Source organism: Marinobacter sp. ELB17 (genome assembly GCF_000169375.1).
GTDB lineage: Bacteria > Pseudomonadota > Gammaproteobacteria > Pseudomonadales > Oleiphilaceae > Marinobacter.
This window is the reverse complement of sequence record NZ_AAXY01000024.1, coordinates 1-25,850: the sequence shown is the minus strand read 5'-3', so window position 1 is coordinate 25,850 and position 25,850 is coordinate 1. Positions and strand designations below refer to the sequence as shown.

The 25,850-nt window shown below is 56.3% G+C and carries 26 protein-coding genes, 1 tRNA gene and 1 pseudogene; 15 read left to right on the top strand and 13 right to left on the bottom strand.

All coding sequences use genetic code 11. From position 1 onward, the window contains the following. Nucleotides 1-9 precede the first annotated feature (9 nt). From MELB17_RS18460 to MELB17_RS18450, 4 genes and pseudogenes are all read left to right on the top strand, one after another. Nucleotides 10-1,593 (top strand): GMC family oxidoreductase, encoded by a 1,584-nt coding sequence (locus tag MELB17_RS18460; protein ID WP_007351845.1) that lies wholly within the window; start codon nucleotides 10-12, stop codon nucleotides 1,591-1,593. Between the two features lie 42 nt (nucleotides 1,594-1,635). Further along, complete coding sequence (gloA, locus tag MELB17_RS18455) at nucleotides 1,636-2,169, top strand: lactoylglutathione lyase (protein ID WP_007351844.1); 534 nt, start codon at nucleotides 1,636-1,638, stop codon at nucleotides 2,167-2,169. Between the two features lie 87 nt (nucleotides 2,170-2,256). Beyond that, nucleotides 2,257-2,352: pseudogene (locus tag MELB17_RS24015) on the top strand (gamma-glutamylcyclotransferase); the annotation flags it as partial. Between the two features lie 66 nt (nucleotides 2,353-2,418). Continuing rightward, nucleotides 2,419-3,159 (top strand): competence/damage-inducible protein A, encoded by a 741-nt coding sequence (locus tag MELB17_RS18450; RefSeq protein ID WP_007351843.1) that lies wholly within the window; start codon nucleotides 2,419-2,421, stop codon nucleotides 3,157-3,159. 584 nt (nucleotides 3,160-3,743) lie between these two features. Here MELB17_RS18450 and MELB17_RS18445 read toward each other — a convergent pair. Continuing rightward, nucleotides 3,744-5,141, bottom strand: coding sequence for an OmpA family protein (locus MELB17_RS18445; RefSeq protein ID WP_007351842.1), 1,398 nt, complete (start codon nucleotides 5,139-5,141; stop codon nucleotides 3,744-3,746). A gap of 154 nt (nucleotides 5,142-5,295) precedes the next feature. Between MELB17_RS18445 and tnpA the strand changes: the two genes are divergently transcribed. Together tnpA and MELB17_RS18435 are read left to right on the top strand one after the other, a co-directional pair. Beyond that, a complete protein-coding gene (gene tnpA / locus MELB17_RS18440) occupies nucleotides 5,296-5,523 on the top strand; it encodes an IS66 family insertion sequence element accessory protein TnpA (protein ID WP_007351841.1) in 228 nt (75 codons plus the stop codon). 82 nt (nucleotides 5,524-5,605) lie between these two features. Beyond that, nucleotides 5,606-5,809, top strand: a complete 204-nt coding sequence (locus tag MELB17_RS18435; RefSeq protein ID WP_157133347.1) for a hypothetical protein — start codon at nucleotides 5,606-5,608, stop codon at nucleotides 5,807-5,809. 130 nt (nucleotides 5,810-5,939) lie between these two features. Here the strand turns inward: MELB17_RS18435 and MELB17_RS18430 are convergent, their stop codons facing one another. The 11 genes from MELB17_RS18430 to def all read right to left on the bottom strand — a co-directional run bounded on the left by MELB17_RS18430 (nucleotide 5,940) and on the right by def (nucleotide 15,526). Further along, the gene (locus MELB17_RS18430) at nucleotides 5,940-6,143 is read right to left on the bottom strand and encodes a hypothetical protein (protein ID WP_007351838.1); all 204 of its coding nucleotides are present in this window, start codon (nucleotides 6,141-6,143) and stop codon (nucleotides 5,940-5,942) included. 48 nt (nucleotides 6,144-6,191) lie between these two features. After that, nucleotides 6,192-6,434 carry a hypothetical protein gene (locus MELB17_RS18425; RefSeq protein WP_007351837.1) on the bottom strand — a complete coding sequence of 81 codons (243 nt, stop codon included), beginning with the start codon at nucleotides 6,432-6,434 and terminating at the stop codon, nucleotides 6,192-6,194. Between the two features lie 339 nt (nucleotides 6,435-6,773). Next, entirely contained in the window at nucleotides 6,774-6,965 is a 192-nt protein-coding gene (locus MELB17_RS18420) for a helix-turn-helix transcriptional regulator (protein ID WP_157133351.1), read from the bottom strand. Nucleotides 6,966-7,260: 295 nt separating this feature from the next. Beyond that, nucleotides 7,261-7,337: transfer RNA gene (locus MELB17_RS18415), tRNA-Pro, on the bottom strand. Between the two features lie 35 nt (nucleotides 7,338-7,372). Then, the gene (gmhB, locus tag MELB17_RS18410; RefSeq protein ID WP_007351835.1) at nucleotides 7,373-7,933 is read right to left on the bottom strand and encodes a D-glycero-beta-D-manno-heptose 1,7-bisphosphate 7-phosphatase; all 561 of its coding nucleotides are present in this window, start codon (nucleotides 7,931-7,933) and stop codon (nucleotides 7,373-7,375) included. Nucleotides 7,934-7,956: 23 nt separating this feature from the next. Then, entirely contained in the window at nucleotides 7,957-10,035 is a 2,079-nt protein-coding gene (gene glyS / locus MELB17_RS18405; RefSeq protein WP_036185505.1) for a glycine--tRNA ligase subunit beta, read from the bottom strand. Between the two features lie 2 nt (nucleotides 10,036-10,037). Beyond that, complete coding sequence (gene glyQ / locus MELB17_RS18400) at nucleotides 10,038-11,105, bottom strand: glycine--tRNA ligase subunit alpha (RefSeq protein WP_007351833.1); 1,068 nt, start codon at nucleotides 11,103-11,105, stop codon at nucleotides 10,038-10,040. 114 nt (nucleotides 11,106-11,219) lie between these two features. Beyond that, the gene (gene trkA / locus MELB17_RS18395; RefSeq protein ID WP_007351832.1) at nucleotides 11,220-12,611 is read right to left on the bottom strand and encodes a Trk system potassium transporter TrkA; all 1,392 of its coding nucleotides are present in this window, start codon (nucleotides 12,609-12,611) and stop codon (nucleotides 11,220-11,222) included. Further along, nucleotides 12,608-13,906, bottom strand: coding sequence for a 16S rRNA (cytosine(967)-C(5))-methyltransferase RsmB (rsmB, locus tag MELB17_RS18390; RefSeq protein ID WP_007351831.1), 1,299 nt, complete (start codon nucleotides 13,904-13,906; stop codon nucleotides 12,608-12,610). Before rsmB ends, trkA begins: the two co-directional genes overlap by 4 nt. A 1-nt stretch (nucleotide 13,907) precedes the next feature. Continuing rightward, the gene (gene fmt, locus MELB17_RS18385) at nucleotides 13,908-14,858 is read right to left on the bottom strand and encodes a methionyl-tRNA formyltransferase (protein WP_036185503.1); all 951 of its coding nucleotides are present in this window, start codon (nucleotides 14,856-14,858) and stop codon (nucleotides 13,908-13,910) included. 164 nt (nucleotides 14,859-15,022) lie between these two features. Continuing rightward, nucleotides 15,023-15,526 carry a peptide deformylase gene (def, locus tag MELB17_RS18380; RefSeq protein WP_007351829.1) on the bottom strand — a complete coding sequence of 168 codons (504 nt, stop codon included), beginning with the start codon at nucleotides 15,524-15,526 and terminating at the stop codon, nucleotides 15,023-15,025. Nucleotides 15,527-15,948: 422 nt separating this feature from the next. Between def and MELB17_RS18370 the strand changes: the two genes are divergently transcribed. The 7 genes from MELB17_RS18370 (at nucleotide 15,949) to MELB17_RS18340 (ending at nucleotide 22,290) form a co-directional block, all read left to right on the top strand. Continuing rightward, a complete protein-coding gene (locus MELB17_RS18370; RefSeq protein ID WP_007351828.1) occupies nucleotides 15,949-16,968 on the top strand; it encodes a LysM peptidoglycan-binding domain-containing protein in 1,020 nt (339 codons plus the stop codon). 67 nt (nucleotides 16,969-17,035) lie between these two features. Continuing rightward, nucleotides 17,036-18,238 (top strand): DNA-processing protein DprA, encoded by a 1,203-nt coding sequence (dprA, locus tag MELB17_RS18365; protein ID WP_198136520.1) that lies wholly within the window; start codon nucleotides 17,036-17,038, stop codon nucleotides 18,236-18,238. 41 nt (nucleotides 18,239-18,279) lie between these two features. Continuing rightward, nucleotides 18,280-18,852: an L-threonylcarbamoyladenylate synthase gene (locus MELB17_RS18360; RefSeq protein WP_007351826.1), complete on the top strand. Its 573-nt coding sequence runs from the start codon at nucleotides 18,280-18,282 to the stop codon at nucleotides 18,850-18,852. An 8-nt stretch (nucleotides 18,853-18,860) separates the two neighbouring features. Then, entirely contained in the window at nucleotides 18,861-19,781 is a 921-nt protein-coding gene (hemF, locus tag MELB17_RS18355) for an oxygen-dependent coproporphyrinogen oxidase (protein ID WP_007351825.1), read from the top strand. A 10-nt stretch (nucleotides 19,782-19,791) separates the two neighbouring features. Continuing rightward, nucleotides 19,792-20,625 (top strand): shikimate dehydrogenase, encoded by an 834-nt coding sequence (aroE, locus tag MELB17_RS18350; protein ID WP_007351824.1) that lies wholly within the window; start codon nucleotides 19,792-19,794, stop codon nucleotides 20,623-20,625. Nucleotides 20,626-20,673: 48 nt separating this feature from the next. After that, the gene (locus tag MELB17_RS18345; RefSeq protein ID WP_007351823.1) at nucleotides 20,674-21,447 is read left to right on the top strand and encodes a MotA/TolQ/ExbB proton channel family protein; all 774 of its coding nucleotides are present in this window, start codon (nucleotides 20,674-20,676) and stop codon (nucleotides 21,445-21,447) included. A gap of 3 nt (nucleotides 21,448-21,450) precedes the next feature. After that, nucleotides 21,451-22,290 (top strand): flagellar motor protein MotB, encoded by an 840-nt coding sequence (locus MELB17_RS18340; RefSeq protein ID WP_007351822.1) that lies wholly within the window; start codon nucleotides 21,451-21,453, stop codon nucleotides 22,288-22,290. Between the two features lie 373 nt (nucleotides 22,291-22,663). Here the strand turns inward: MELB17_RS18340 and MELB17_RS18335 are convergent, their stop codons facing one another. Beyond that, nucleotides 22,664-23,218, bottom strand: a complete 555-nt coding sequence (locus MELB17_RS18335) for a gamma carbonic anhydrase family protein (protein ID WP_007351820.1) — start codon at nucleotides 23,216-23,218, stop codon at nucleotides 22,664-22,666. Between the two features lie 206 nt (nucleotides 23,219-23,424). Between MELB17_RS18335 and prlC the strand changes: the two genes are divergently transcribed. Together prlC and MELB17_RS18325 are read left to right on the top strand one after the other, a co-directional pair. Further along, a complete protein-coding gene (gene prlC / locus MELB17_RS18330; protein ID WP_007351819.1) occupies nucleotides 23,425-25,470 on the top strand; it encodes an oligopeptidase A in 2,046 nt (681 codons plus the stop codon). A gap of 70 nt (nucleotides 25,471-25,540) precedes the next feature. Next, nucleotides 25,541-25,786 carry a YheV family putative zinc ribbon protein gene (locus MELB17_RS18325; protein WP_007351818.1) on the top strand — a complete coding sequence of 82 codons (246 nt, stop codon included), beginning with the start codon at nucleotides 25,541-25,543 and terminating at the stop codon, nucleotides 25,784-25,786. Nucleotides 25,787-25,850: the final 64 nt, after the last annotated feature.

Genomic DNA, 25,850 nt, shown 5'->3' with positions numbered 1-25,850 from the left:
AGAAACCCCATGTCATTGACTGAAAATCAAAAGACGTTTTCCCATGATGATGACAGCGTTGTTGTTGTTATCGGATCTGGTGCCGGCGGCGGAACTCTAGCAAATGGGCTCGCTCAGCAGGGCATTAATACCGTGGTTCTTGAAGCTGGCCTTTTGCACACCACGGCAGACTTTCTGGCCGATGAATGGGCATCTTTTGGTCAGCTTGCGTGGCTTGATCCCCGCACCACTTCGGGCAGCTTTCGCCTCGCCAAAGATTTCGCAGGCCTTCCAGCCTGGATCGTGAAAGCGGTGGGTGGCACCACCATTCACTGGGCGGGCGCCAGCCTGAGAATCCGACCCTACGAGTTTAATGCGCTGACCACATACGGGAACGTAGAGGGCGCCAATCTACTTGATTGGCCTATTGATTATGATGAGTTGGCGCCCTACTACACCAATGCTGAAAACCGCATGGGGGTTACCCGCACCAACGACATTGGCGGTTTGCCGGGCAACAACAATTTCAAGGTAATGCATGCCGGAGCCCAGAAGCTGGGCTACAGTTGTAACACCGGCCACATGGCAATCAACAGTCAGCCCCGCGATGGTCGACTGGGCTGCCAGCAACGCGGTTTTTGCTTCCAGGGTTGTCGGTTTGGCGCCAAATGGTCAACACTCTATACCGAATTGCCAGACGGTATTGCGACGGGGCACCTGGAGCTGCGCCCCGAGTCCCATGTTGCTCGCATTGAACACGATAGCAAGGGCCGTGTAACCGCAGTAGTGTACTTCGACAAGCATGGAAAGGAACAGCGTCAGAAAGCGCGAGTGGTTGCCGTTGCCGGCAATTCAATTGAGACTCCACGCTTGTTGTTGAACTCAGCCACCAGCATGTTTCCGGACGGTCTTGCGAACAGCTCCGGACAGGTTGGTCGCAACTACATGCGGCACATGACGGGCTCGGTATACGCAACCTTCGAGCAACCGGTCCACATGTATCGTGGTACCACCATGGCGGGGATCATTCAGGATGAAGCGCAGCACAACCCGGCTCGCGGTTTTGTGGGCGGCTACGAGATAGAAACGTTATCTCTCGGTCTGCCGTTCATGGCCGCATTCCTTAATCCCGGCGCCTGGGGGCGTGATTTCACCCATGCCATGGACCAATACGACCACATGGCGGGTATGTGGCTGGTGGGTGAGGATATGCCTCGTGAAACCAATCGTATCACCCTTAACACCGACGTCAGAGATGCCTTTGGTATGCCAGTTGCCAACGTCCACTATGATGATCACGAGAATGACATCGCCATGCGCGAGCATGCATTCGAGCGGGGTGAAGCCATCTACAAAGCGGTTGGCGCGTTGGAAACCATTCGCACTCCTCCGTATCCGTCCACCCATAACCTTGGTTCCTGTCGTATGAGTGCGAAAGCTCAGGATGGCGTGTGTAATGGTTTCGGACAAACTCACGACATTCCCAATCTGTTCATTTCCGATGGCAGCCAGTTCACCACCTCAGCGGCCGAAAATCCGACGCTGACGATTGTGGCACTGGCATTGCGACAAGCTGAAAAAATGGGACAAATGCTGAAGCAGGGGGTTGTGTAATTTACTCCCTACCACCAACAGGAATAATAGAGGAAATTGAATATGAGTTTCACTGGTGAGAACTACCCCGGAGTCAAGGCCCCTACAAAGGAATCAGCGGGCTTTCGTCTTAACCACACGATGCTTCGTATCAAGAATCCGGAAAAGTCACTTGCTTTCTACACCCACGTTTTGGGCATGACAGTCCTGCGTCGAGTTGATTTCGAAGAAATGCAGTTCTCACTTTATTTCCTTACGAAAATGCAGCCAGACCAAATCGTACCCGAGGACAAGAGCGACCGAACCGTCTGGACCTTCAGTCAGACTGGCATTCTCGAACTGACCCACAACTGGGGAACGGAAAATCAGGACGGCTTCGCTTACCACGATGGCAATGCGCAACCCCAGGGGTTTGGCCACATCTGCTTCTCTGTTCCCGATTTGGATTTAGCTATTAGCTGGTTCGATGCAAATAATGTGACCTACGTTAAACGTCCAGAGCAGGGCAAAATGCGCGACGTGGCCTTTATCAAAGACATAGATAGCTACTGGATCGAAATCGTAGAGGCCGCCCGGTTGAGTCGTATGGGAGATTAAGTGCTCACGACCTTGATGATTTTCAACCCAGCTGTTTAAACAGTTTGTCAATTTTTGCAGTGAGTAAACTGCTAAGGCCCCAGCGGTCGTAATCGCGATTATCTCCTAAACCTAGCCACCGCGTTGCGAGCACTGGGTGACGATGACCCCCATGTGTTCGCGCTTGAGAGCTATCTGCGCTGAATCCCTCAGCCGTAGAGTTTCGGGTTGACTCAGCGGTGTAGGTCTCATCGCCCTATAGGAGTAATGATGAATAGCACGCCAATACCCCGTTTTGGTCTCATCCTCATTGGTGACGAGCTGTTGAACGGCCGCAAGCAGGACGCCCATCTGGCCGCCATGATTACGCGGTTTGAAGAGCGCCGACTGGAGTTGTCGTGGGTGCGCACGATTGCGGATGAGGGTGAGTTGATCACCCAGACGCTGACGCAAACCTTTGCTAGCCCGGACGTGGTGTTCAGCTTCGGCGGCATTGGTGCGACTCCGGACGATTTGACCCGCCAGTGCGCGGCCGCGGCCCTGGGACTAGACCTTGCCCTGCATCGCGAAGCCGAGGCGGAAATCCGGTCACGGCTGGGTTCACGATTGAATCCGCTGCACCTGCGCATGGGGGAGTTTCCGGTTGGCAGCCGAATCATTCCTAATCCGATCAATGGCATTCCCGGTTTCGCCATTCATCACCATCATTTTGTGCCCGGCTTTCCCAGAATGGCCTGGCCGATGGTGGAATGGGTGCTGGATCATGATTACGTCGACTACCAGGCGGCCAATCGCACCGTGAGCCAGACTCTGGTGCTGACCGATACGTCGGAAGGGCCGTTGATTCCATTGATGGAGTTGCTGCTGGCGGAGTATCCGGATTTGCGCCTGGCCTGCCTGCCCCATGCGGACGGTCGACGCGAGGTGGAGCTGAGCCTGAAAGGCGATCCTGCACAAGTGGTTGCCGGAATGAGCCGTCTGCGAGTGTTATTGCAGGAGCTGGCGGGTTGATACCGGTGCCGGAGGGGCGATAGATATTCACCATTTGGGCGCCCTCAGGCCATCGAGCGTGACACTAGACAGCTAGAAACAAAAAAGGGCTCACCCGAAGATGTGCCCTAAGTCATTGAATTCTGGTCGGCGTGGCAGGATTCGAACCTGCGCCCCCTTCGTCCCGAATAAAATAGCTTAGTGTTTCATTTCGGTTTATTCAGGTCTATTTCGTTTCCGTTTTAGTCTATTAACTGTATGTTTTTAATAAGTTTTTATAGAATTCATTGGTGTTGGTTGAGTCCAGGGCGTGGCAAGTCGTTTTACAGGTACCCAACAAGTACCCAGGCCAGAACCTGCCCCCAGCCAGTACCCAAGATTCTTTAAAATTAGCTATAACGGAGTTGGAAAATGGCAGTAAAAAATAAGGAGCTCCTTCCTGGCCAACAATTCTGACCCAACTTATCGAAGACAGGCCAGCGGCGAGTCGCGCACGTCTGGTCGGCACCGACCACCCGTTCAAGAAAGAGCGGGACGAAGAGGCGCTGCGTGCACTCTTTCCGTCGAACTATTAATCAACCGTCCGGCAGCTCCGGAGGAAACCACTACCGGGCCAGCTCACGGCCGCCCGGTCGGTAGGCTTTTATCTTGAACTGGGACGGATACAACAGCACCTCAATACGTCGGTTTTTCCGACGACTGACGGTATCGATTTCTTTAACCAGCGGTCGGGCATCTGCAAAACCCACTGCCTGCATCCGGCTGGGGTCGATACCGGCCTCTCTCAACACCCGCACCGCTGACGCAGCCCGTGACGCCGATAACTCCCAGTTGGTTGGATACAAACTCTGCAAGGCAGGAGCAATGGAGCGGCTGTCGCTGTGCCCCTGAATACTGATCAGGTGATCCGGAAAGCTTTTCAGTGCATCAGCGAGCAACGTCAGGGTGTGCTGGCCGGCTTTGCCGATTCTGGCAGAACCGGAATTAAACACGATGCTCTCCGGCAGCTTGATCACGGTGGTGCCATCTTCCAGTCGGGACACCAGACTTTCCTTCTCATGACTCAGGGATTGCAGCCGCGACTGAAGGTTATCGGTTGCCGCTTTTTCCTGTGCCATCCGGGCTTCCAGCACGTTGATGGTCTCGGTGGCAGACTGGCTGCGAGCTTGCTGTAGCGCGAGCTGCTCACGTGCTTGTTGGTATTGCTCGGCAACAGACTGGCGCTGCTCGGTCGCCGACGCCAGTGCGGATTGATGCTGCCGGACTTCCTGGCGCGCATCGGCAAGCGCGGCGTTGGCTTCCGCCAGCTGTTTTTCAAGCTCGGCAATGCGGTTCTGCGCATCGGTCTGCTGTGCGTTCGCGGCGCTCTGAGTGGCAGTCAGCGTGGCGGTCAAGTCGTCCCGCTGCTGCGTCAGGGTGTCCGCCTGCCCGGTCGCTTGCGTTAACTGCGTCGTCAGCTCGTCAATCTGGTTTTGGGCGTCACCTTGTTTTGCCAGCGCAGCGTTCAGGTCTGACGTCAGTGCGTCGCGTCGCTGGGATAAGCTCTCAACGTGCTTGGTGGCTGCAGCCAGCTGCGCCGTAAGAGCAGCGATCTGATCCCGGCTCCGTTTGAGCTGACCACCCTGCTCGGCGACCTGCTCCTCCCGTTCAGCCAACGCCGTCTGCGCTGTTTCCAGCTGGGCCTTGAGCTTCTCAACCTGCTGTTGCGCAGTCTGCAAGTCGGCCTTGGCCCCGGCCAGCGTCTGACGCAGGCGGTCGAGTTCGGCTTCCAGTTTACCCGCACTGCTGGTGCGATGTTCGAGCCGCGCCCGAGCTGCCGTCAACGCCTGCTCGTTTTGTTGCAGTTGGCTACGCAGATCTTCCGCATTGGATTCAGCGGTCGAGCGTGCATCGGTCAGCTGCGTTATATCCGACTGCAGGGAGCGGTAGCCGTATAGTGCCAGCCCGCCTGCGAGAATCAGTACCACCACCAGTCCACTGTTTACCCAACCTCTGCGCGACATCACTCACCCTGCCTGCGTTTTATGACGACATATCGGGAAGTCTAGCAGAGACTATTGAACAGCAATGAGGTAAGCGCCAATAAATTCGCACCTGTATCCAGAATCCAGAGTTCGCCACACTGATTTCTGCCTGTCACCCGAGGAGGAATCTCGTATGAACAACCCCGCCCTACATCCGTTCTGGGACCAGACACTATCTGACTGGCAGGCCTCTGGCTTGTCCGGTGCTGCTTTCTGCAAGGAACAATCGCTCAGTTACCACCGGTTTGTCTACTGGCGCAAGAAGCTGACAGAGTCTGATCACCACCCGGATGAGAAGTCCGCAGTCACGGGATTTGCCAGGGTGGCGCGCATTCCGCGTTTGCTCCCGGAGAGGAGCTAACCGTGTCATTGCCCGGCGGCATCTCGATCACCGGATTGCATGCGGGCAATATCGAGTTGCTGGGCGCGGTCCTGAGGCAGTTGTGATGCGTCGCCGGTACCTGCGCCCGTCATTGGCATTGCCGGAGATTTATCTGTACCGGGCGCCGATTGATTTCCGCAAGCAGGCCAACGGCCTGGCCCTGCTGATCGTTAAAGATGATGTTGGTTTCGCAGCACCACTGCATCTTTCACTAGTGTTGATTCACGTCTGGCACCAGACCTACCGTTCCGGCTTCTGCGCATAAATTACTTTATCCTTATACGCAGCCCGATGGTCCTGGCGGCTTGGTCCAACAGACATTTAATGGTCATGCTGCGCACGACCATTAAATGCTTAGGATGAAAGGCATGCGGAGAGCTTTGCAAAACGATGGATCAGCTTCCGGGAAGATACCAGTCGTTCTTCATGTCGAAATCAATAGCCATATACTGCCGGTCTGGCTCATCGATGCTCCAGAAAAGTTCCACGGTAGCCATACAGTTCTCCCAGCGTAGGTGGAAGATGAGATGTATCTCACTGATATCCGGATCGGCTGTTAGGATTGTCTGGAGTATTTCTGCCTGTTTCTGAATTTCCATAATATTACCTCGCAAAATGGAGTCCGGCGTCCCTGCCAGATACGTCGTTCAAGCTACCCTGAACCAGGCGTTTTTCTTGATTGAGCCCAGCTGATCACCAATATCCTGAGGAGTCCCTGCGAGTAGGTTGGCGTTGCTGTGCTCATTAAGCTGCTGTTGGATTACGAACTCCTGTCCCTGGGTTTTGTGGCAGGTCAGCACCACCTCGATCTCTTTAAACAGATCAATACTCTGGGCGAGTGCGAGGGCTTGATTCACCAACTCGTTGATTTCTTCAATAGTGTTCGTCATACAGGTTACCTCTAATGATTTCAGGTTAATCCCGGTATCCGGGGTACACCTTGAAACTATCGGAAATCATCGGAGGTGCAAGAGGTAGATTTGTTACAAATTAATGTTTTTAATAGCTTTTCTTAGTCGATTCTCGATGAAGAAGAACGTCTCTGTCGGAAGTCGACAAGGTAGAGAGACCACTGCTGGAGAGATAAGGCATCTCCAGCAGGGTTTTTTGGCGGATAACGACTGTTTTGGTATTTCGGGCCATGCATGTTGCCTCTTATATTACCTGGTAACGAGACTCACCCCATAACCTGCCAATCCAGACGAGTTCTTTGCCGCTAGGTGCAACGTTCACTCCGTGAGCGCGGTCTCATTCCGACGAAGCACCTCCTGATCGAACTTTTCGATATCTGACTTCAGCCATCGGGTGGATCCCGAACTCAGTTTCTTGCCACGAGGAAATTTGCTCTCGCGAACCCAGCGCCAAATCGTGTGTCGGGATACTGAGTAGTAGTTCCCCACCTCCGTATCTGTGAAGTGCATCTTCGTCTGCGAAATTTTCATCTTCATCTCCGTTTAGTTTTGAGTGCAATTCAATGCTACGGGGATGCAAGCGGTAGTTGGGCGCTGTAATTGAGTGATTACTGCAATAAGAGAGGGATGGCGTGGTAAAATGCAAATTAACGGGAACAATAAGGTGCGCAGAAGAGGCACTTTGAAATGACTTTGAATGAATTATTGTGAATCAGAAGGTGGTGACGGGTTTATGTACCCAACCTGTACCCAGCCAGAAACGACTTAGGGCCCACCCGAAGATGCGCCCTAAGTCGTTGAATTCTGGTCGGCGTGGCAGGATTCGAACCTGCGACCCCTTCGTCCCGAACGAAGTGCGCTACCAAGCTGCGCCACACGCCGATCAACGGCAAGCATTATACGGATACGCGCTTATTTTACCAGTCTCTGCCGGATAAAAACGCATCGGTAAAGCTGCGCAGGTTGTTATAGACGAGCACTTGGGCAGATTCCGCCAGCGGCCGGGTTTGCAGCTCCTGTTCGGTGTCAAGGCCGTTGCCGGTGCGCACCAAAATCGGCTGGCAGCCTTTTTTGGCGGCGGCTTCCAGGTCTTTTCGGCTATCGCCGACCATCACGCTACCTGCCAGTGTTTTTAAATTGAAATGTCGTTGGATTTGCTGCAGCAGGCCAGGCTCAGGCTTGCGACACGCACAGTGTTCGTCCGGGTGGTGGGGGCAGTAGGCAATAAAGTCGATGTGGCCGCCGGCAATTCTTAACAGGCGGCCGAGTTTGCGGTGCATGGCGTCTAGCGTATCGCGGTCGTAGTAGCCGCGGGCAATACCGGACTGGTTGGTGGCAATGGCAATCCGATGCCCCGCGCTACACAGGCGGGCAATGGCTTTGATGCTGCCGGGAATGGGGTGCCAGTCGTCCGGCGAGCAGATATACCCGCCTTCGTACTGGTTGATCACCCCGTCCCGGTCCAGAATGATGAGCACAGCGCTATTTCACCTCTATCCTGTTAGCTGGCGCTGGGTAGCAGGGAAATATCCGCTACCCGCAGGAACAGATTGCGCAGTCGGTTCAGTAGGGCCAAACGATTGTTGCGCACGGCTTCGTCGTCTGCCATCACCATCACTTCATCGAAGTAGCGGTCTACCGGTTGGTGCAGATCGGCTAGCGAATGCAGAGCGGCTGTGTAGTCACCCTTTTCGAACAGCGGCAGCACGGTGTCGGTCTGATGCTCAACCTGTTCGGCCAGGGCGAGTTCGGCGGCGTCTTGCAGCAGGCTGGCATCGACTGTGTCGTGCACTGTGCTATCGCTCTGTTTGGCCAGAATGTTGGACACCCGTTTGTTGGCAGCGGCCAGCGCTCCGGCCTCAGGCAGCTGGCGGAAGGCTTCTACCGCTTTTACCCGGCGGTCGAAATCCAGTGGGCGGGTGGGCCGGCGAGCATGAACGGCCAGATACACTTCAGCGCTAATGCCCTGCTCGTCATAATAGGCGCGGAAGCGTTCCAGCATGTAATCCACCACGCTGGTGGCGGGGTTTTCTGCTGGCAGGTCAGTGAACTGTTGCGCCGCCCAGTCGCAGCAGGTTTGCAGGTCCAGCGGAAGTTGACGCTCGATAATAATGCGCAGCACACCCAGGGCGGCACGGCGCAGGGCGAACGGGTCACGGGTGCCAGACGGCGGTTGGTTGATGCCAAACAGGCCGACCAAGGAGTCCAGCCGGTCGGCAATGGCCACGGCGCAGCCGGTCAAGGTGGTGGGCAGGTTGTCTTTGGCGAAGCGCGGCATGTACTGCTCGTTCAGAGCGCTGGCCACGTCGGCGTGTTCGCCGTCGTTGGTGGCGTAGTACTGGCCCATGATGCCTTGCAGATCGGTAAATTCCAGCACCATTTCGGTGACCAGATCGGTTTTCGCCAGCATGGCGGCGCGCTCGGCCAGCGCCGGGTCGCTGCCAATGGCTTGGGCAATCTTGCCGGCCAAAGCGGCGACGCGTACAGATTTGTCGTAAACGCTGCCTAGTTTATCCTGAAATACGATGGGCTTGAGCCGATCAATGCGCTGGTCCAGGCGCTTTTTGCGGTCGGTTTCGTAAAAGAACGCCGCGTCGGACAGGCGCGGGCGAATCACTTTTTCGTTACCGGCAATTACCTGTGACGGATCTTTGCTTTCCAGGTTGGCGACGGTGATGAAAAATGGCTGCATCTGGCCGTTGTCATCCACCAGATGGAAGTACTTCTGGTGTTCTTTCATGGACGAAATAAGTGCTTCAGCAGGCACTTGCAGGAAACGCTCTTCAAAACGCCCCATTAGCGGCACCGGCCATTCGTTCAAGGCGGTCACTTCGTCCAGCAGGGCTTCATCAATCACGGCAACGCAGTTCTGTTGCAGTGCCAGGGCGTTCACGCCCTTGCGAATCTGCTCCCGACGCTGGGCAAAATCAGCCAGCACGTAGCCTTCCTGACGCAGCACCACTTCGTAGTCGGCCGGGGTAGGAATGATCAGTGATTTCGGGCAGTGGAAGCGGTGGCCACGGGTTTTGTTGCCGGGCTTCAGGCCCATGATCGGGTGATCAATCACTGTGCTGCCATACAGCATGACCAGCCAGTGTACCGGGCGCACAAATTCGGTGCGGTGAGCACCCCAGCGCATACGCTTGGGAATCGGCAGTGCGGCCAGTGACTGCTCTATCAACTCTGGCATCAGCTCAGCGGTGGTCCTGCCCTGCTCTACGGTGCGGAACACCAGCCAGGCGCCTTTGTCGGTTTCCAGGGTGTCGAGTTCGTCGGGGGTAACGCCCAGCGACGTGGCAAAACCGGTCAGTGCTCGGGTCGGGTTGCCGGCGTCGTCAAACGCGGTTTTTACGGCTGGGCCGCGCTTTTCCACCGGCTTGTCGGGTTGGGCGTGGGCCAGGTCGCGAATGCGCAGGGCCAGGCGCCGTGGTGCGGCGAAAGGTTCTACCGCGCCAAATTCAATGCCGGCGGCTTGCAGGCCACTGACAATGCCTTGAGTGAACGCATCAGACAGCTGCTTCAGGGCTTTTGGCGGCAATTCTTCGGTGCCCAGTTCAACGAGAAAATCCTGTGTTGCCATCATCATGCCTTACCTTTCTCCTGCTGTGCCTGCTTCGCGTTTTTTGCTTTCTTACCTTTGCCGTCGGCCTTGTTGTCTACTTTGCCTTCTATCTTGTTTGCGGCTTTCGCTTCGGCGGCTTCGGCCGCGGCCAATACTTCCGCGCGAATGCTGTCGCTGGCCAGCGGGAAGCCAATCTTGCGGCGGCTGTCGAAGTACGACTGGGCCACGGCCCGCGCCAAAGTGCGTACCCGCAGAATGTAACGCTGACGCTCGGTTACGGAAATAGCGTGGCGGGCGTCCAGCATATTAAAGGTGTGGGAGGCTTTTAGTACTTGCTCGTAAGCAGGCAGCGGCAGGCCGGCTTCAATGAGCTTGGCGCTTTCGCGCTCGTACACGTCAAAGCTGTAGAACAGGAATTCGGTGTCGGCGTATTCGAAGTTGTAGGTGGACATTTCCACCTCTTGCTGGAGGAACACGTCGCCGTAGGTCACAACGCCGTTGGGGCCTTCGGTCCACACCAGGTCGTACACGCTGTCTACGCCTTGCAGGTACATGGCAATGCGTTCAAGGCCGTAGGTCAGCTCGCCGGTGACCGGGTAGCATTCCAGACCGCCAACCTGCTGAAAGTAGGTAAACTGGGTGACTTCCATACCGTTCAGCCAGATTTCCCAGCCCAGACCCCAGGCGCCCAGGGTGGGCGATTCCCAGTTATCTTCCACAAAGCGGATGTCGTGAACCAGCGGGTCCAGTCCCAGTGCTTTCAGAGAATCCAGGTAGAGTTCCTGCAGGTTGTCTGGTGACGGCTTCAACACCACTTGAAACTGATAATAGTGCTGCAGACGGTTGGGGTTTTCGCCGTAGCGGCCATCGGTAGGTCGGCGGCTAGGTTGCACATAGGCGGCGTTCCAGCTTTCCGGGCCTATGGCGCGCAAGAAAGTGGCGGGGTGAAAGGTGCCAGCGCCCACTTCCATATCCAGGGGCTGCAGAATAACGCAGCCGTGCTTTGCCCAGAATGTCTGTAGCTCCAGGATCAGCCCTTGAAACGTCTTGATGTGTGGCTTAGGGGTGTTCGTTGCCTTGTCTGTCACGACGATTGCCTGCTGTTCAGTCTGTGTGTGGTGCCCCGGCGCCCTGTTTTGCTGATGGGCACGCTGAAAACGGGGGAATTATACGCTGGTCACGCCAGCATTTCTAAAGGCAGATCAGAAAAAGGTCAGCCCTACCTGGAACAGTTTTTCCACTTCGTTGATTCGCGACTTGTCTACCAAGAACAGGATAACGTGATCGTCTGGCTGCACCCGCAGGTGGTCGTGGGCGATCAGCACCTCGTTGTGGCGCACAATCGCTCCGATAGTCGTGCCCTGGGGCAGGTTGATTTCGTCCAGTCGCCGGCCGACCACTTTTGATGAGCGGTGGTCGCCGTGGGCAATGGCTTCAATGGCTTCGGCAGCACCGCGACGCAGCGAATGCACGTTCACCACGTCGCCGCGGCGAACGTGGGTGAGCAGGCTGCCGATGGTGGTTTGCTGGGGCGATATGGCAACGTCTATTTCGCCGCCCTGAATCAGGTCTACATAATCCGGGTTGTTGATCAGGGTGAGTACTTTGCGAGCGCCCAGGCGTTTGGCCAGCAAGGAAGCCATGATGTTGGCTTCGTCGTCATTGGTCACGGCGCAGAACACGTCGGTGTTCTCGATGTTTTCTTCCAGCAGTATGTCTTTGTCGGCGGCGTTGCCTTCCAGCACCACGGTTTTGCGCAGGTTTTCCGACAGCATGATGCAGCGCTCGTGGTTGCGCTCCAGCAGTTTTACTTGATAACGGCCTTCTAGGGTTTGCGCCAGGCGCTGGCCGATGTTGCCGCCACCGCAGATGAAAATACGCTTGTAGGGTTTTTCCAGCGGTTGCAACTCGCTCATCACCGAGCGGATGTGGTTGGCATCGGCAATGAAGAACACTTCGTCGCCGTCTTCAATCACCGTGTCGCCCTTGGGCATGATGGCGCGGTCTTTGCGGAAGATAGCGGCTACACGGGTCTCAATGCGCGGCATGTGGGTGCGCAGGTAACCCAGTTCCTGGCCCACCAGCGGCCCGCCTTTGATGGCGCGAATAGCGACCAGCCTGGTGCGGCCTTTGGAGAACTCCAGCACTTGCAGGGCGCCAGGGTTTTCAATAAGCCGGGTAATGTGGTGGGTAACCAGCTGTTCCGGGCTGATCAATACGTCAATTGGGAAGCCGTTGAGGTTTTCATTGTCTTTGCCAGAAAACAGTTCCTGATAGGCAAGATAGGAGGCGGCCCGTACCCGACAGATTTTTGTCGGTGTCTTGAACATGATGCTGGCAATCTGGCAGGCCACCATGTTGGTTTCATCGCTGTTGGTGACCGCGATCAACATGTCGGCGTCTTCGGCGTTGGCTTGTTTTAGAACCGACGGATACGAGGCCTTTCCCTGCACTGTGCGTATGTCGAGCCGGTCCTGCAGTTCCCGCAGGCGCGCGCCATTGCTGTCGATTACGGTAATGTCGTTGGCTTCGTTGGCGAGGTTCTCTGCCAGCGAACCACCGACTTGTCCGGCTCCGAGAATCAAAATGTTCATAGCACAGGTTTCTCCAGAACGGCGTAGAAAAAGCCATCGTGCCCGTCGTTCAGCGGCAGTAGTTGGCGCCCGGCGGGCATGGTGCGGCCCCACAGAGCCTCAATCGTAATCAGTTCAGAGTCGGTCTGCTGTTTGCAGAAGCGCTGCACAATGCGGTGGTTTTCCTGTGGAAATACCGAGCAGGTGGCATATACAAGGCGTCCGCCCGGTTGCAGTATGCGCCACATGGCAACCAACAGACCCAGCTGGATTTGCGCCAGCGGTACTACGTCGGATTCACGCCGCAGCAATTTTATGTCTGGGTGGCGGCGAATCACGCCGCTAGCGCTGCAGGGTAAGTCCAGCAATATGCGGTCAAACGGCTGGCCGTCCCACCATTGATCAATATCGGCGGCGTCGGCTTGCAGCAGGCTGGCGTGCAGATCCAGTCGGTCGAGGTTCTCCTGCACCCGCGGCAAGCGCTGGGCGGACTCGTCAATAGCGACGACTTCCGCTGCCTGGGGGCAACTTTCCAGTATGGCGCAGGTTTTGCCGCCGGGGGCGGCGCAGGCGTCCAGAATGCGCTGGCCCGGGGCCAGGTCCAGCAGGGTAGTGCACAGCTGGGCGGCTTCGTCTTGCACGCTGACGGCGCCTTCGGCAAACCACGGCAGTGCGTCCACCGGTACCGGCCGTGCCAATTGAATGCCGTGTGGCGCAAAGCGCGTGGCGCTGGCGTCAATGCCAGCGTCTAGCAGCAGTTGCAGATATTCGTCGCGGCTGAAACGCAGCGCATTTACCCGCAGTGTCATTGGTGCCTGGGTATTGTTGGCGTCAACAATGGCCTGCCAGTCATCGGGCCAGTTGTGGCGCAGTTTTTCGATCATCCAGCCGGGGTGGCTGTAACGGCTTGTGTCTTTGGCCGCCGCCGGGGCACCTTCACGTTCGGCGCTGCGCAGTACGCCGTTCACCAGGCCGGTCAGGTGGGGTTTGTCCATGGCGCGGCAGGCTTCTACGGTTTCGTTCAGCACCGCATACGTTGCTTGCTGGCTGAAGCGCAGCTGGAACAGCGCTACCAGCATCAGGTGGTGCACCACCCGGTCGTGGTTTTTCAAGGGTTTTTTCATGCGCCCCTGAAGCTCATCGTCAAGCCGGTGAAACCAGCGGCAGGTGCCATAACACAGAGCCTGCAGTTGCGGCCGCAGATTCAGCGGCAGGCGCAGCAGCGAAGGCGGTAAGCACTGCGACAGCGACTGGCCCTGTTCTACCGACAGCAAAACCTCGGCAGCAATGGCACGTAATGGGGCGTGTGGTTGCATGTTATTGCAGCTCCTGGCCGGGCAGCAGAATCTGTTTGCCACCGTTTATCAGGTCGTTCACGCTTTGCGCACGTGCGCCGGGCAGCTGCACCTGGCTGACCCGCAGAACGCCTTCGCCGCAGGCGATATCAATGCCCTCACGCTGGCGCGCTAAAACGGTACCGGGGCTGGCTTTTTTGCCGCTCTGCTCCTGTTTATGTTTTTGGGCCTGAGCCAGATGCAAGCGGATACGCTGGTCGCCCAAATCGGTAAAGGTGCCAGGCCAAGGATTAAATGCGCGAATTAGCCGTTCGATGCTCTGAGCATCGCCGTGCCAGTCAATCTGGCCTTCCTGCTTCGCCAGCTTGTGGGCGTAACAGGCCTGTTCATTTTGCTGTGCTTGCGGTTTCAGCGTGTTCTGCTCCAGCAATTGCAGTGCGCCTACAATGGCCTCGCCGCCCAGATCGGCCAGCCGGTCGTGCAGGCTGCCGCCGGTGTCTTCAGGGTGAATGGGTGTAGACACTTTCAGCAGCATGGCGCCGGTGTCCAGACCTTCATCCATCTGCATAATCGTTATGCCGCTTTCAGGGTCGCCTGCGGCGATAGCACGCTGAATGGGCGCCGCACCACGCCAGCGGGGTAACAGGGAGGCGTGAATGTTCAGGCAGCCATGAACCGGAATGGACAGCACCGAGGCTGGCAGAATCAAGCCATAAGCGGCAACAATCATCACGTCTGGCTGCAAGCCGGCCAGCTGCTGGCGGGCGTCTTCCATTTTGAAGTTGTCGGGCTGAAAAACCGCGATGCCGGCATCCAGCGCCGCCTGTTTTACCGGCCCCTGGAGCAGTTTGCGGCCACGGCCTGCTGGCCGGTCTGGCTGGCTATACACGCCCACCACGTTGTATTTGGCGGCAAGTAGGGCTTTCAAGGCCGTGGCGGCAAAATCAGGGGTTCCGGCAAAAACAATACGCACAGTGTTTGGCTCTCTGTTGGACTTTTCGTCGAATTCTCTGATCCATTCAATACAAAAAACCGGGCGCAAAGGCCCGGTCATCAGTTTTATGGCTGTTGTGGCACCCAGACCACCTTAATAAATGCTGGCTCAGGCACTCGTTTTAATCGCTTTCTAAACACTCTTTAAGCACTCTTCTTTTGCAACTTTTCCAGCTTTTTGCGGATGCGTGTACGCTTTAGCGAACTCAAGTAATCCACAAACAGTTTGCCGTTCAGATGATCCATCTCGTGCTGGATGCACACCGCCAATAGCCCGCGGGCTTCTATTTCAAAAGCTTCGCCATTGCGATCAAGAGCTTTGATGAGGCAATGCTCGATGCGCTCAACCTCTTCATAAAATCCCGGTACCGACAGGCAGCCTTCTTGCATGGCTTCCAGGTCGCCGTCGAGTATCCCGATTTTAGGGTTGATGAACACCTTGGGTTCGCTGTTGTCCTCCGACAGATCCATCACGACGATCTGCTGGTGCACGTTAACCTGGCTCGCCGCGAGGCCAATGCCAGCCGCATCGTACATTGTCTCGAACATGTCGTCGATCAGGGTGCGAATCTCGTCAGTTACGGTGGTAACCGGCTTGGCAAGAGTTCGCAGACGTGGGTCCGGGTATTCAAGAATGTTTAGAATCATAGTACGTTACTTTTTTAAATGCGTGCTTTGGACAGTGAATGCCAACGTTCGTTCGCGTACAAAGGATGTCTGAAATGCGACCTTGTACTGCGCTTTTCAACCCCGGGGTGTTTATGATGCGGGACATACTTACCCGACCGGGGCATTTGCGTGTTGGCTCTATGTCCACATTATCTAACAATTTGGCGATTGAGTACAAACTGATCAGTCAATTGAGAAAAACTATGGAAGATACCTGTACGGGTGGGCAAACGTTAAAAGTCCCCGGCGGTGAGTAGATAACACTACAATTAACCGAGCATCTTCTATAGTAACGGGAATAACAACAGATTAAGCTAAAAATAGCAGGCGAAAGCCAACCGGACTTCGGGCGCCAGCCGACCGAATTTAAGCATCAAAGCACGGGATCAAGGACTTAAACCATGAGGAAACTGCTGTACGCTCTGGCAGCTACAACGCTGTTGTTTACCGCTTGGGCCCAAGCAGCACCGGAGCTGCGGTCGGATCATCCCGAACGTTATACCGTTGTTAAAGGCGATACCCTGTGGGATATCTCCGCCCGCTTTTTGAACAACCCCTGGTACTGGCCGGAAATCTGGCAGGTAAACCCCCAGGTGGCCAACCCTCATTTAATTTACCCCGGTGACCGCTTGGCGTTGGTGTACATTGATGGCCAGCCAAAAATCATGAAAATGGCCAACGGTGACGGTGTGATCAAACTGTCGCCGCAAGTGCGCTCCGAAGCCATTGATACGCCGATCCCGGCCATACCGCTGGACGCCATCGCCAGCTTTTTAACCGATACCCGCATTGTTACCCCGGAACAGATAGCGGCTGCGCCTTACGTGCTGGAAGGTGAAGACGGCCGAATTGTTACCGGCGCTGGCGATCGCGTTTACGCTCGCGGCCAGAAGCCGGCGAACACGGTTGGCGTTTTCCGCCGTGGTAATGAATTTGTCGATCCGAAAACCGGTGAATTTCTGGGCCTGGAAGCCCGTAGTATTGGCACCGCCAAGGTTACTGCCACCAACGGCGATGTATTGACGCTGCTGCTGAGCCAGTCCAACGAAGAAATTCGCATTGGTGACCGTTTGCTGGTGAATGCCAGCCGACCCCTTTCTACCAGCTTTGTGCCCACCGCGCCGGCGAAACCGGTAAGCGGGCAGATGATGGCGGTAGATGGCGGCGTTAACCAGATTGGCCAGTACGATGTTGTTGCTATCAATCTGGGCCTGCGTGAAGGCATAGAGCCGGGCAACGTGATGGCCGTGCTGCAAAGTGGCAATCTGGTGCGCGACCCGGTCACTGGCGAAACCATTGAGCTGCCGTCTGAACGCGCCGGTCTGCTGATGGTGTTCCAGGCTTACGAAAAAATGAGCTACGGTCTTATGCTGCAAGCCAGCCGGCCGCTGGCGGTGGGTGATCAGGTAACCAACCCCTGATAACCCGGTAAAAACCCGAGCCGGGCACGGAATGCCCGGCTTTTTTCTGCGCGCAAGGAAAATGCCCGTGCCTCAGGTACCCCTTTTTTCGTTCGATACGCCGCCCGGCGCCGACCTTACTGACCCCGCCGTTGACCAGATATGTGATGACAGCCCGGAGCGGGCCCGGCAATGGTTGTTTCTGAGCCAGCTGCCGGGTTTTGGCCTAAGAGTGCGGCGCCGGTTAGCGGCGCACGTTCCGCAACTGCCCGACCTGCTGAACCTGGACAGCGCCCGCCATAAAGCCATGGGCCTGCCAGCAGAGGCTTGTGAAGTCCTTGCTGCCTGGCGCCGTGATGACGCTGAACACCCGGCATTGGTGGCTTTGCGCGTTATAGAAAGCGCCTGTGAGCGGAATGGTATTGGCATTGTGCACTGGCAGTCGTCGGCTTATCCGCTGCCGCTGCGCCACATTCATAACCCGCCTTTATTATTGTACATTCGTGGCGATACCAACCTGCTCAGCCGTGACCAACTGGCGGTTATTGGCAGCCGCCACGCCACTCGTGCCGGGCTGGACCACGCCCGGGGCTTTGCTGCAGCGCTTGGCGAATGCAATCTGTTAGTCAGCAGCGGCCTGGCGCTGGGTATCGATGGTGCTGCCCACGCCGGTGCGCTGGACGCCGGCCATCCTACCTTGGCGGTGATTGGCAGTGGGCTTGATAAAATCTATCCGCGCCAACATCAGCGTCTGGGGGAGCGGGTGATTGCCAATGGTCTGCTGGTGTCCGAGTACCCGCCGGGCACCCAGGCTCGCCCCGCACATTTCCCCCAGCGTAATCGCATCATCAGCGGCTTGAGCCGGGGTGTTCTGGTGGTAGAGGCCGGTTTCAAGAGCGGCTCGCTGATTACCGCTCGGCTGGCTTCAGAACAAGGCCGCGATGTGTTCGCCATACCGGGGTCGGTACACAGCCCGGTAGCCCGTGGTTGTCACCAGCTGATTCGGCAGGGCGCTACGCTGGTAGAAAGCGTGGCCGACATCCTGCAGGAACTGGGGGGCTGGTGGAGTGAACCGACAACACCGGGCGCAAGCGTACAAAGCGCTGCTACCGAGGGTCTGGGCGCCCGTGAAATCGCCGTGCTGGAGGCTTTAGGGTATGATTCGCAATCAACCGATGTACTGGGTTCGAGCACCGGGCTGAGCGCCGATCAACTGATGCAGTCCCTGCTTTTGTTAGAGCTTCAGGGCCTGGCTACAGCGGCGCCCGGCGGATATGTCCGCATTGCCTGAACCCGGTGCCAACAGTGATTTTATTCAGGCTCGACTCCCCTATGGCAACAGACCACCCGCTGACCGACTGGCAATTACACTGCGCTCGCCGCACTCTGCACCAAGGCGGAGTGCTCGCCTATCCAACGGAAGCTGTTTGGGGTCTCGGCTGTGACCCTTGGAACCAGGTTGCGGTGCAACGCATTCTGGATCTGAAACAGCGCCCCGTGCACAAAGGCATGATTCTGGTGGCGGCTTCGGTCGAACAGATTGTTTTTTTGCTGAACCCCCTGCCGCAAGACCTTCAGCAGCGAGCCCGACAGCATTGGCCTGGTCCCGTTACCTGCCTGTTACCCGATGTGCACCAGCAGGTGCCCGAATGGGTACGTGGCGAGCACAGCTCGATTGCGGTGAGAGTGAGTGCACATCCGGTGGTCAAAGCCCTATGCAACGCTGTAGGCAGCCCGCTGGTTTCCACCTCGTGCAACCCCGCGGGCCGCGCCCCAGCCCGTTCGCCCTGGCAGGTTCAGGGCTATTTTCATGGCCAGCTGGACTGGGTGGTGCCCGGTGCGCTGGGTGGAAATCGCCAACCCAGCCGTATAATTGATATCGTTACCGGCCAGCAGCTACGTTAGGAGAAAACATGCCACAGCAACCAGACCCGCAGGCGGTCAAACACTATCTGTTACAGCTGCAAGATACCCTATGCCAGCGCCTGGCCGTGACCGACGGTGGCGGTGAATTTATTCACGACGCCTGGGATCGCGTGGAAGGCGGCGGCGGTATTAGCCGAGTGATCGGCAGCGGCAAGGTGTTTGAAAAAGGCGGTGTGAACTTTTCCCACGTGATGGGCAACACCATGCCGCCTTCGGCGACGGCCCACCGTCCTCATTTGGCAGGCGCGCCCTGGCAAGCTATGGGTTTGTCGCTGGTGATGCACCCCCACAACCCCCACGTGCCGACCTCCCACGCCAACGTGCGATTTTTTATCGCTACGCCGGAAAACGCTGAACCGGTTTACTGGTTTGGCGGCGGCTATGATTTAACCCCCTATTACGGCGTTAACGAAGACTGCGAGCATTGGCACCGCACCGCCGCGAACGCCTGTGCGCCCTTTGGTGACGACGTGTACCCACGTTATAAGCATTGGTGCGACGAGTACTTTTTTCTGAAACACCGCAACGAGCCCCGCGGCGTGGGCGGGCTGTTTTTTGACGATTACAATACTGGTGATTTTGCCCGCGATTTCGAATTTATGCGCGCCATCGGCGACAGTTACATTGACGCTTACGAACCCATTGTCCAGGCCCGCAAAAATCAGCCCTACAGCGACGCTCAGCGTCAGTTTCAGCTCTATCGCCGTGGCCGCTACGTGGAGTTCAACCTGGTGTACGACCGCGGCACCCTGTTCGGGCTTCAGTCCGGCGGCCGCACCGAATCTATTCTGATGTCGCTGCCGCCTCTGGTACGCTGGGATTATAATCAGGTGCCGGCACCTGGTAGTGAAGAAGCGCGCCTGCTGGAGCACTTTCTGACTGGCCGCGACTGGCTCACAGCTTCCTGAGGGGGCAACGATGAAAAATGATCTGTATGCGGTGATTGGCCACCCCGTTAGCCATAGTAAGTCACCGCGGATTCACGGTCTGTTTGCCAGCCAGACTGGCGAAGCGCTTGAGTACACGGCGATTCAGGCGCCCCTGGACGGTTTTGAAAACACCGTAACCGAGTTTTTTGCGCGCGGCGGTAAAGGCCTGAACGTGACTGTACCGTTTAAGGAAGCGGCCTGGCAGATGGCTGGCCGACACAGCGCCCGCGCGCTCAAGGCTGGCGCGGCCAACACTCTGTACCAGGACAACGGCGTGTTGGTGGCAGACAACACCGACGGCGCAGGCTTGGTACAAGACTTGCTGCACAATCACCAAGTAGCATTAAAGGGCACCCGTGTTTTGATATTGGGTGCTGGTGGCGCGGTACGCGGTGTTCTAGCGCCGCTGTTACTTGAACAGCCGCACACGCTGGTGATTGCTAACCGCACGCCGGCCAAAGCGCAGAATCTGGCGGCGCTCTTTGCTGACGTTGCCGGTATTACCTGGCTTGGCAGCCAAGCGTACGACAGTATCACCGGCGATTTCGATGTCATTATCAATGGCACTAGCGCTAGCCTGCAGGGCGATTTACCGCCGTTGTCTGTAGAGTTGATCGGCGCTGGTACGGTGATTTACGACATGATGTATGCTGCCACAAATACCACGTTTAACCAGTGGGCTCTGGATAACGGGGCAGAGCGCGTATATGACGGCCTGGGCATGCTGGTAGAGCAAGCGGCCGAGGCATTTGAAGTATGGCGCGGAGTACGGCCGCAAACTGCTCCGGTTATTGCTAGTCTGCGAACCCTTACAGCAAACTAAATCAGGCGCAAATCAAGCGAAGAAAATAGTCAACATGAAGGTTAACGCATGGACATACTAACGCTGGTCGGACTGGTTGCTGGGATGCTGGTGGTGATATTGGCCATGCTGGCTAACGCCACCCTGCTGACCTTTCTTAACCTGCCCGGGTTGGCCATTGTGCTGGGCGGAACCTTTGCGGTAACGCTGATCAAGTTCCGCCTGAGTTCGTTGATGAGCGCTATTCGCCTGGCGTCACGCGCGGCCTTTATGGACCGCGTAGAGCGCCCTGACGAGCTAATTCGCGAAGTGGGCGCGTTGGCCATGGTGGTGCGTAAAGAGGGTATTTTGGGCCTTGAAAACCACACCACCGACAATGTGTTTCTGGAGAAAGCCATTAATCTGTGTGTTGATGGCCATTCGCCAGAACTTGTGGAAGAAGCCCTGCACCACGAAATCCAGCAATGCTCCGAACGTTACGAGGTAGCAGAAAGAGTGTTCCGTGGTATCGGCGAATCGGCTCCGGCCATAGGAATGCTTGGCACTCTGGTAGGCTTGGTGCAAATGCTCAATACCCTTGATGACCCTTCCTCTATTGGCCCGGCTATGGCGATCGCCCTGCTGACCACGCTTTACGGTGCTTTTATTGCCCAGCTGATCGCCTTGCCCCTGGCGGATAAACTGCAGTTAAAAGCCGAAGACGAAATGCGCAACCAACTTTTGATTGCCACTTCAATTCAAAAAATCCTGCAAGGTGAAAATCCGCGGGTAATGACCGAACTGCTGTCATCGTTCCTGAACCCCGAGCAGCGCGACAGTCTGAAACGCGAGCAGGGGGCCTAAGCCTTGGCCCGCCTAGCTCTTGCAACTCTGCCCAAGCGAAAAAAAGCAGGCGCTGCCGGTGCGCCAGCGTGGATTGTGACCTTTGCCGACCTGACCACTTTGCTGCTGACGTTTTTCATACTGCTGTTGTCGTTCGCCGAACTGGATATTGAAAAATACAAAGCGATGGCCGGCTCGTTGTCGGTTGCGTTTGGTTCAGGCAATTTGATCGCGGATGACGGTGGCAGCTTGCCGATCAAGATATCTGACGGGAACAGCAGCTTAGATCCAGACAAACAGTTGCAGGCTGAGCCTGAATTGATCGACGAGCGCTCGACCAGCGACGGCGTTACTCCGGTGTCTGAAGGCGTGATTACTTTGGCCAGCAGTTTGATTCGGGAGCTGGAAAACGAAGTGGCTAGCGGCGCCCTGAACGTCGACTACGACGAACACCAGGTGATCATCCGTTTCTCTGAAGATGCCACATTCATGTCGGGCGACGCCACTATCAAGAAAGAAATGCTGCCTATTATCGAGCGGGTAGTGGACGTGCTGAAAAATTGCCGTGGCGATGTGGTGGTGGCCGGATATACAGACGACAGGCCCATCGCCAGCAGCCGTTACCGTTCCAACTGGGATCTTTCAGCGGCGCGGGCGGTGTCGGTGGTACACGAGTTGGTTCTGAACCGTGATGTGCCTGCCGATCGGGTGATTGCCGCCGGCCGTGCTGAAACCAACCCGCTGGTGCCCAACAACAGCCCGGAAAACCGTGCCGTGAACCGGCGAGTGGAAATTGCCATTCGCGGCCCAATATGCAAGGAAGACGTGCCGATCGAGCAGTTTCCGGCAGAAGTCAAACCTTAAACAGGTGAGCTACCGCGAGATTAGCTCAAGGAAAGACCCGGGCACTAGGTTGACAGGCTGTTTACCACGACATTGGATCCAAGCAGCAAGGTTGTGAGAGACGGGTCTAAGACCAAACTTCACATCTGATTGAGGTGCTTTGGATGCAGTTGCAATAGCGTGAACAACACAAGCTCGATCAGATTCATGAATTTGAGTAAGCCAATAAACAGCCCATTTGCCTTCAGTCGAACTGCGCACTTTTTAACATCAGTCGGTTGGTAAAGGCATAGAACGCCCTTGAGAGCAGGCTGCGACCAAACGTCAGCACTACCAGCAGCGCTAAGCCGTTGCCAGATTGGGCACAACAGGTGCGGACATGTGGCCGCTTAGATCAATAATGGTAGTCGTTGGCTTTTTCGGCCAGATATTCATCTTTGAGCTTTACATAGTTGCTGGCGGTGTATAGAAAAAAGCCGCGTTCCTTATCGGTCAGCGCCCTTGCCTGCTTACACGGCGAACCTACATAAAGATAGCCGGAGTCCAAACGCTTGCCTGAGGGTACCAGGCAGCCCGCGCCGATAATCACTTCGTCTTCCACCACCGCACCGTCCATGATGATACAGCCCATGCCCACCAGCACCCGGTTGCCCACAGTACAGCCATGCAGTAGTGCCTTGTGGCCGATGGTAACGTCATCACCAATAATCAGCGGCCAACCGCCGGGGTTGAAATCACTGGCGTGAGTGATGTGCAGCACAGAGCCGTCTTGAACACTGCAGCGCGCGCCAATGCGGATTTTGTGCATGTCACCACGCACAACCGTCATCGGCCAAATCGAACAGTCTTCGCCGGTAGTCACATCGCCAATCACGACTGCGCTGGGGTCTACCCAGTTGCGCTCGCCAAATTGTGGCGTGCTACCCTTGTGAGAACGTACATTCGCCATTACATAGTCCTATTACGGGGAATAATCCGAAGTTGGAGGGTGATCAGGGAGTTTGCTTTGCAAAACTGGGCGAAGCCAAGGAATGTGGAGTTCAAACCGCACATGACATTTTGAGGCGTGTTTTGAAAAGCAAACTCCCTGATCGCCTTGCTCCATAGATATTCTTTTCAAATTACCCGACATTTGAACCGCTGAGAAGGGGAACGATGAATAATCCACTACTGACCAACGACTTGCTACCCAAATTTGAACACGTGCGCACTGAGCATATGGAAGGAGCGATCGACCAGATTCTCAGTGAAAATCGCATGAAAATTAACAGCCTGGCGCAGAACGAAGAACCCGACTGGGACACTCTGGTGCAGCCCATGCAGTCGCTTGAGAACAAACTGAGCAACGCTTGGTCGGTAATCTCACACCTGAACGCGGTGATGAACAACGACGACCTGCGCAAAGTGTACAAAAACTGTCTGGAAAAGCTCACCGAGTACAGCACCGAGCTGAGCCAGAATGCGGTTTTGTGCGAGGCCTACAAAAAGCTGGCAGTCCGCGATGATTTCAGCAAACTAAGCGAAGCCCAGCGAAAAGCAGTGGAAAACACTCAGCGGGACTTCCACCTGGGCGGCGTTGATCTGCCCGATGATGAGAAAAAGCGCTACGCCGATCTGGCCCGCGAGCTCTCGGAGCTGTCCAACAGCTTCAGTGACAACGTTCTGGACGCCACCCAGCACTGGTTCAAGCAAATCACCGAGAAAAGCGAGCTGGCCGGCGTGCCTGAAAGTGCGCTGGAAGGCGCCAAATCGGCGGCCAAACAGAAAGGTCTGGATGGTTATGTCATTACTCTGCATTTCCCCAGCTTCCACCCGGTAATGACTTACTGTGACAATCGCGAGCTGCGCCGTGAAGTGTATGAAGCCTTTGTCACCCGCGCTTCCGATATGGGGCCAGACGCTGGCAATTGGGACAACACCCCGGTGATGGCGGAAATCCTAAAACGCCGCCACGCCCTGGCACAACTACTGGGCTTTAATAACTTTGCCGAGCGCTCGCTGGTCACAAAAATGGCCCGCGATACCGATGAAGTATTGGGCTTTTTGACGGATCTGGCGAACAAAGCCAAGCCGGTGGCAGAGCAGGAATTCGCTGAACTCAAGGCCTTTGCAAAAGACGAACACGGCCTGGATGACTTGCAGGCCTGGGACATTGGTTACTACAGCGAAAAATTACGCCAACAGCGCTACGACATTTCTCCGGAAGCCCTGCGCCCCTGGTTTCCGGTGGACAACGTGGTGCCTGGCCTGTTCCGCGTGACAGAAAAGTTGTTCGATATCCAGATTGAAGCCAAGCCAGACGTAGAAACTTGGCACGATGACGCCACCGCCTACTGCATCAGCCGTAACGGCGAGCCCATTGCCTGGTTCTATCTAGACCTGTTTGCCCGCCAAGGCAAGCGTGGCGGCGCCTGGATGGCGGATTGCCGGGTACGCTGGCGTAACCTGCGCGGCACCCTGCAGCTGCCGGTGGCTTTCCTGACCTGCAACTTCACCCCACCGGTGAACGGCAAGCCGTCGCTGCTGACCCACGATGAGGTCACCACCCTGTTCCACGAGTTCGGCCACGGCCTGCACCACATGCTGACCCAGGTGGAGGTAATGGACGTGTCGGGCATTAATGGTGTGGCGTGGGACGCGGTCGAACTGCCGAGCCAGTTCCTCGAAAACTGGTGCTGGAACCCGGAATCGCTGGCGCTGATTGCTGCCCACCACGAAACCGGTGAGCCGCTACCGCAGGACATGTTGGAAAAGCTGTTAGCCGCGAAGAACTTCCAGTCGGGCATGGGGTTGGTGCGTCAGCTTGAATTCTCGCTGTTCGATTTCCGCCTGCACGCCGAGTTCGTCGACACAGCGCCAACCAATCCGCTGGATATGCACCGCCAGGTTCGTAGGGAAATTGCGGTGGTGGAATCACCAGAGTTTAATCGCTTCCCCAACTCTTTTTCCCACATCTTCGCCGGTGGTTACGCAGCGGGCTATTACAGCTACAAATGGGCCGAAGTGCTGGCGGCGGATGCGTTCTCGCTGTTTGAGCAAAACGGCATTTTCGATCCGCAAACCGGCAAGTCGTTCTTGCAAAATATTCTGGAGAAAGGCGGTTCACAAGAACCCATGGAGCTGTTCAAAGCCTTCCGCGGCCGCGAACCCAAGGTAGACGCACTGTTGCAGCAAACCGGCATCAGCCCGCAAGTCGCCTGACTCCATTTGCCATAGGCAATCCGCCCCGCCGGCCAAGGCTGGTAGGGGCCATTTAATATGGAGTTATCAAATGCCAAGCCCAAAACGTTTCATCGCCGGAGCCGTTTGCCCCCGCTGTTCGGAAATGGACAAAATTACCATGTACACCGACGACGCCGGTGAGCAAATCCGCGCATGCGTGGTTTGCGGTTTCACCGACGGCATCTCTGACGTAGAAGCTCCGGCTGCCCCGGAACTGCAAACCCGCGTGAACAAACGCAAAAACGAAGACGACCATACGGTTAAGCAGGTGGTGTTTTTCAAAGGTGGGGATTAGGTGACTAAGCACAAGCTTACGTAACCTGATACTGAGTGGAGGGTCGAGGATGTGGGGTGTCTTT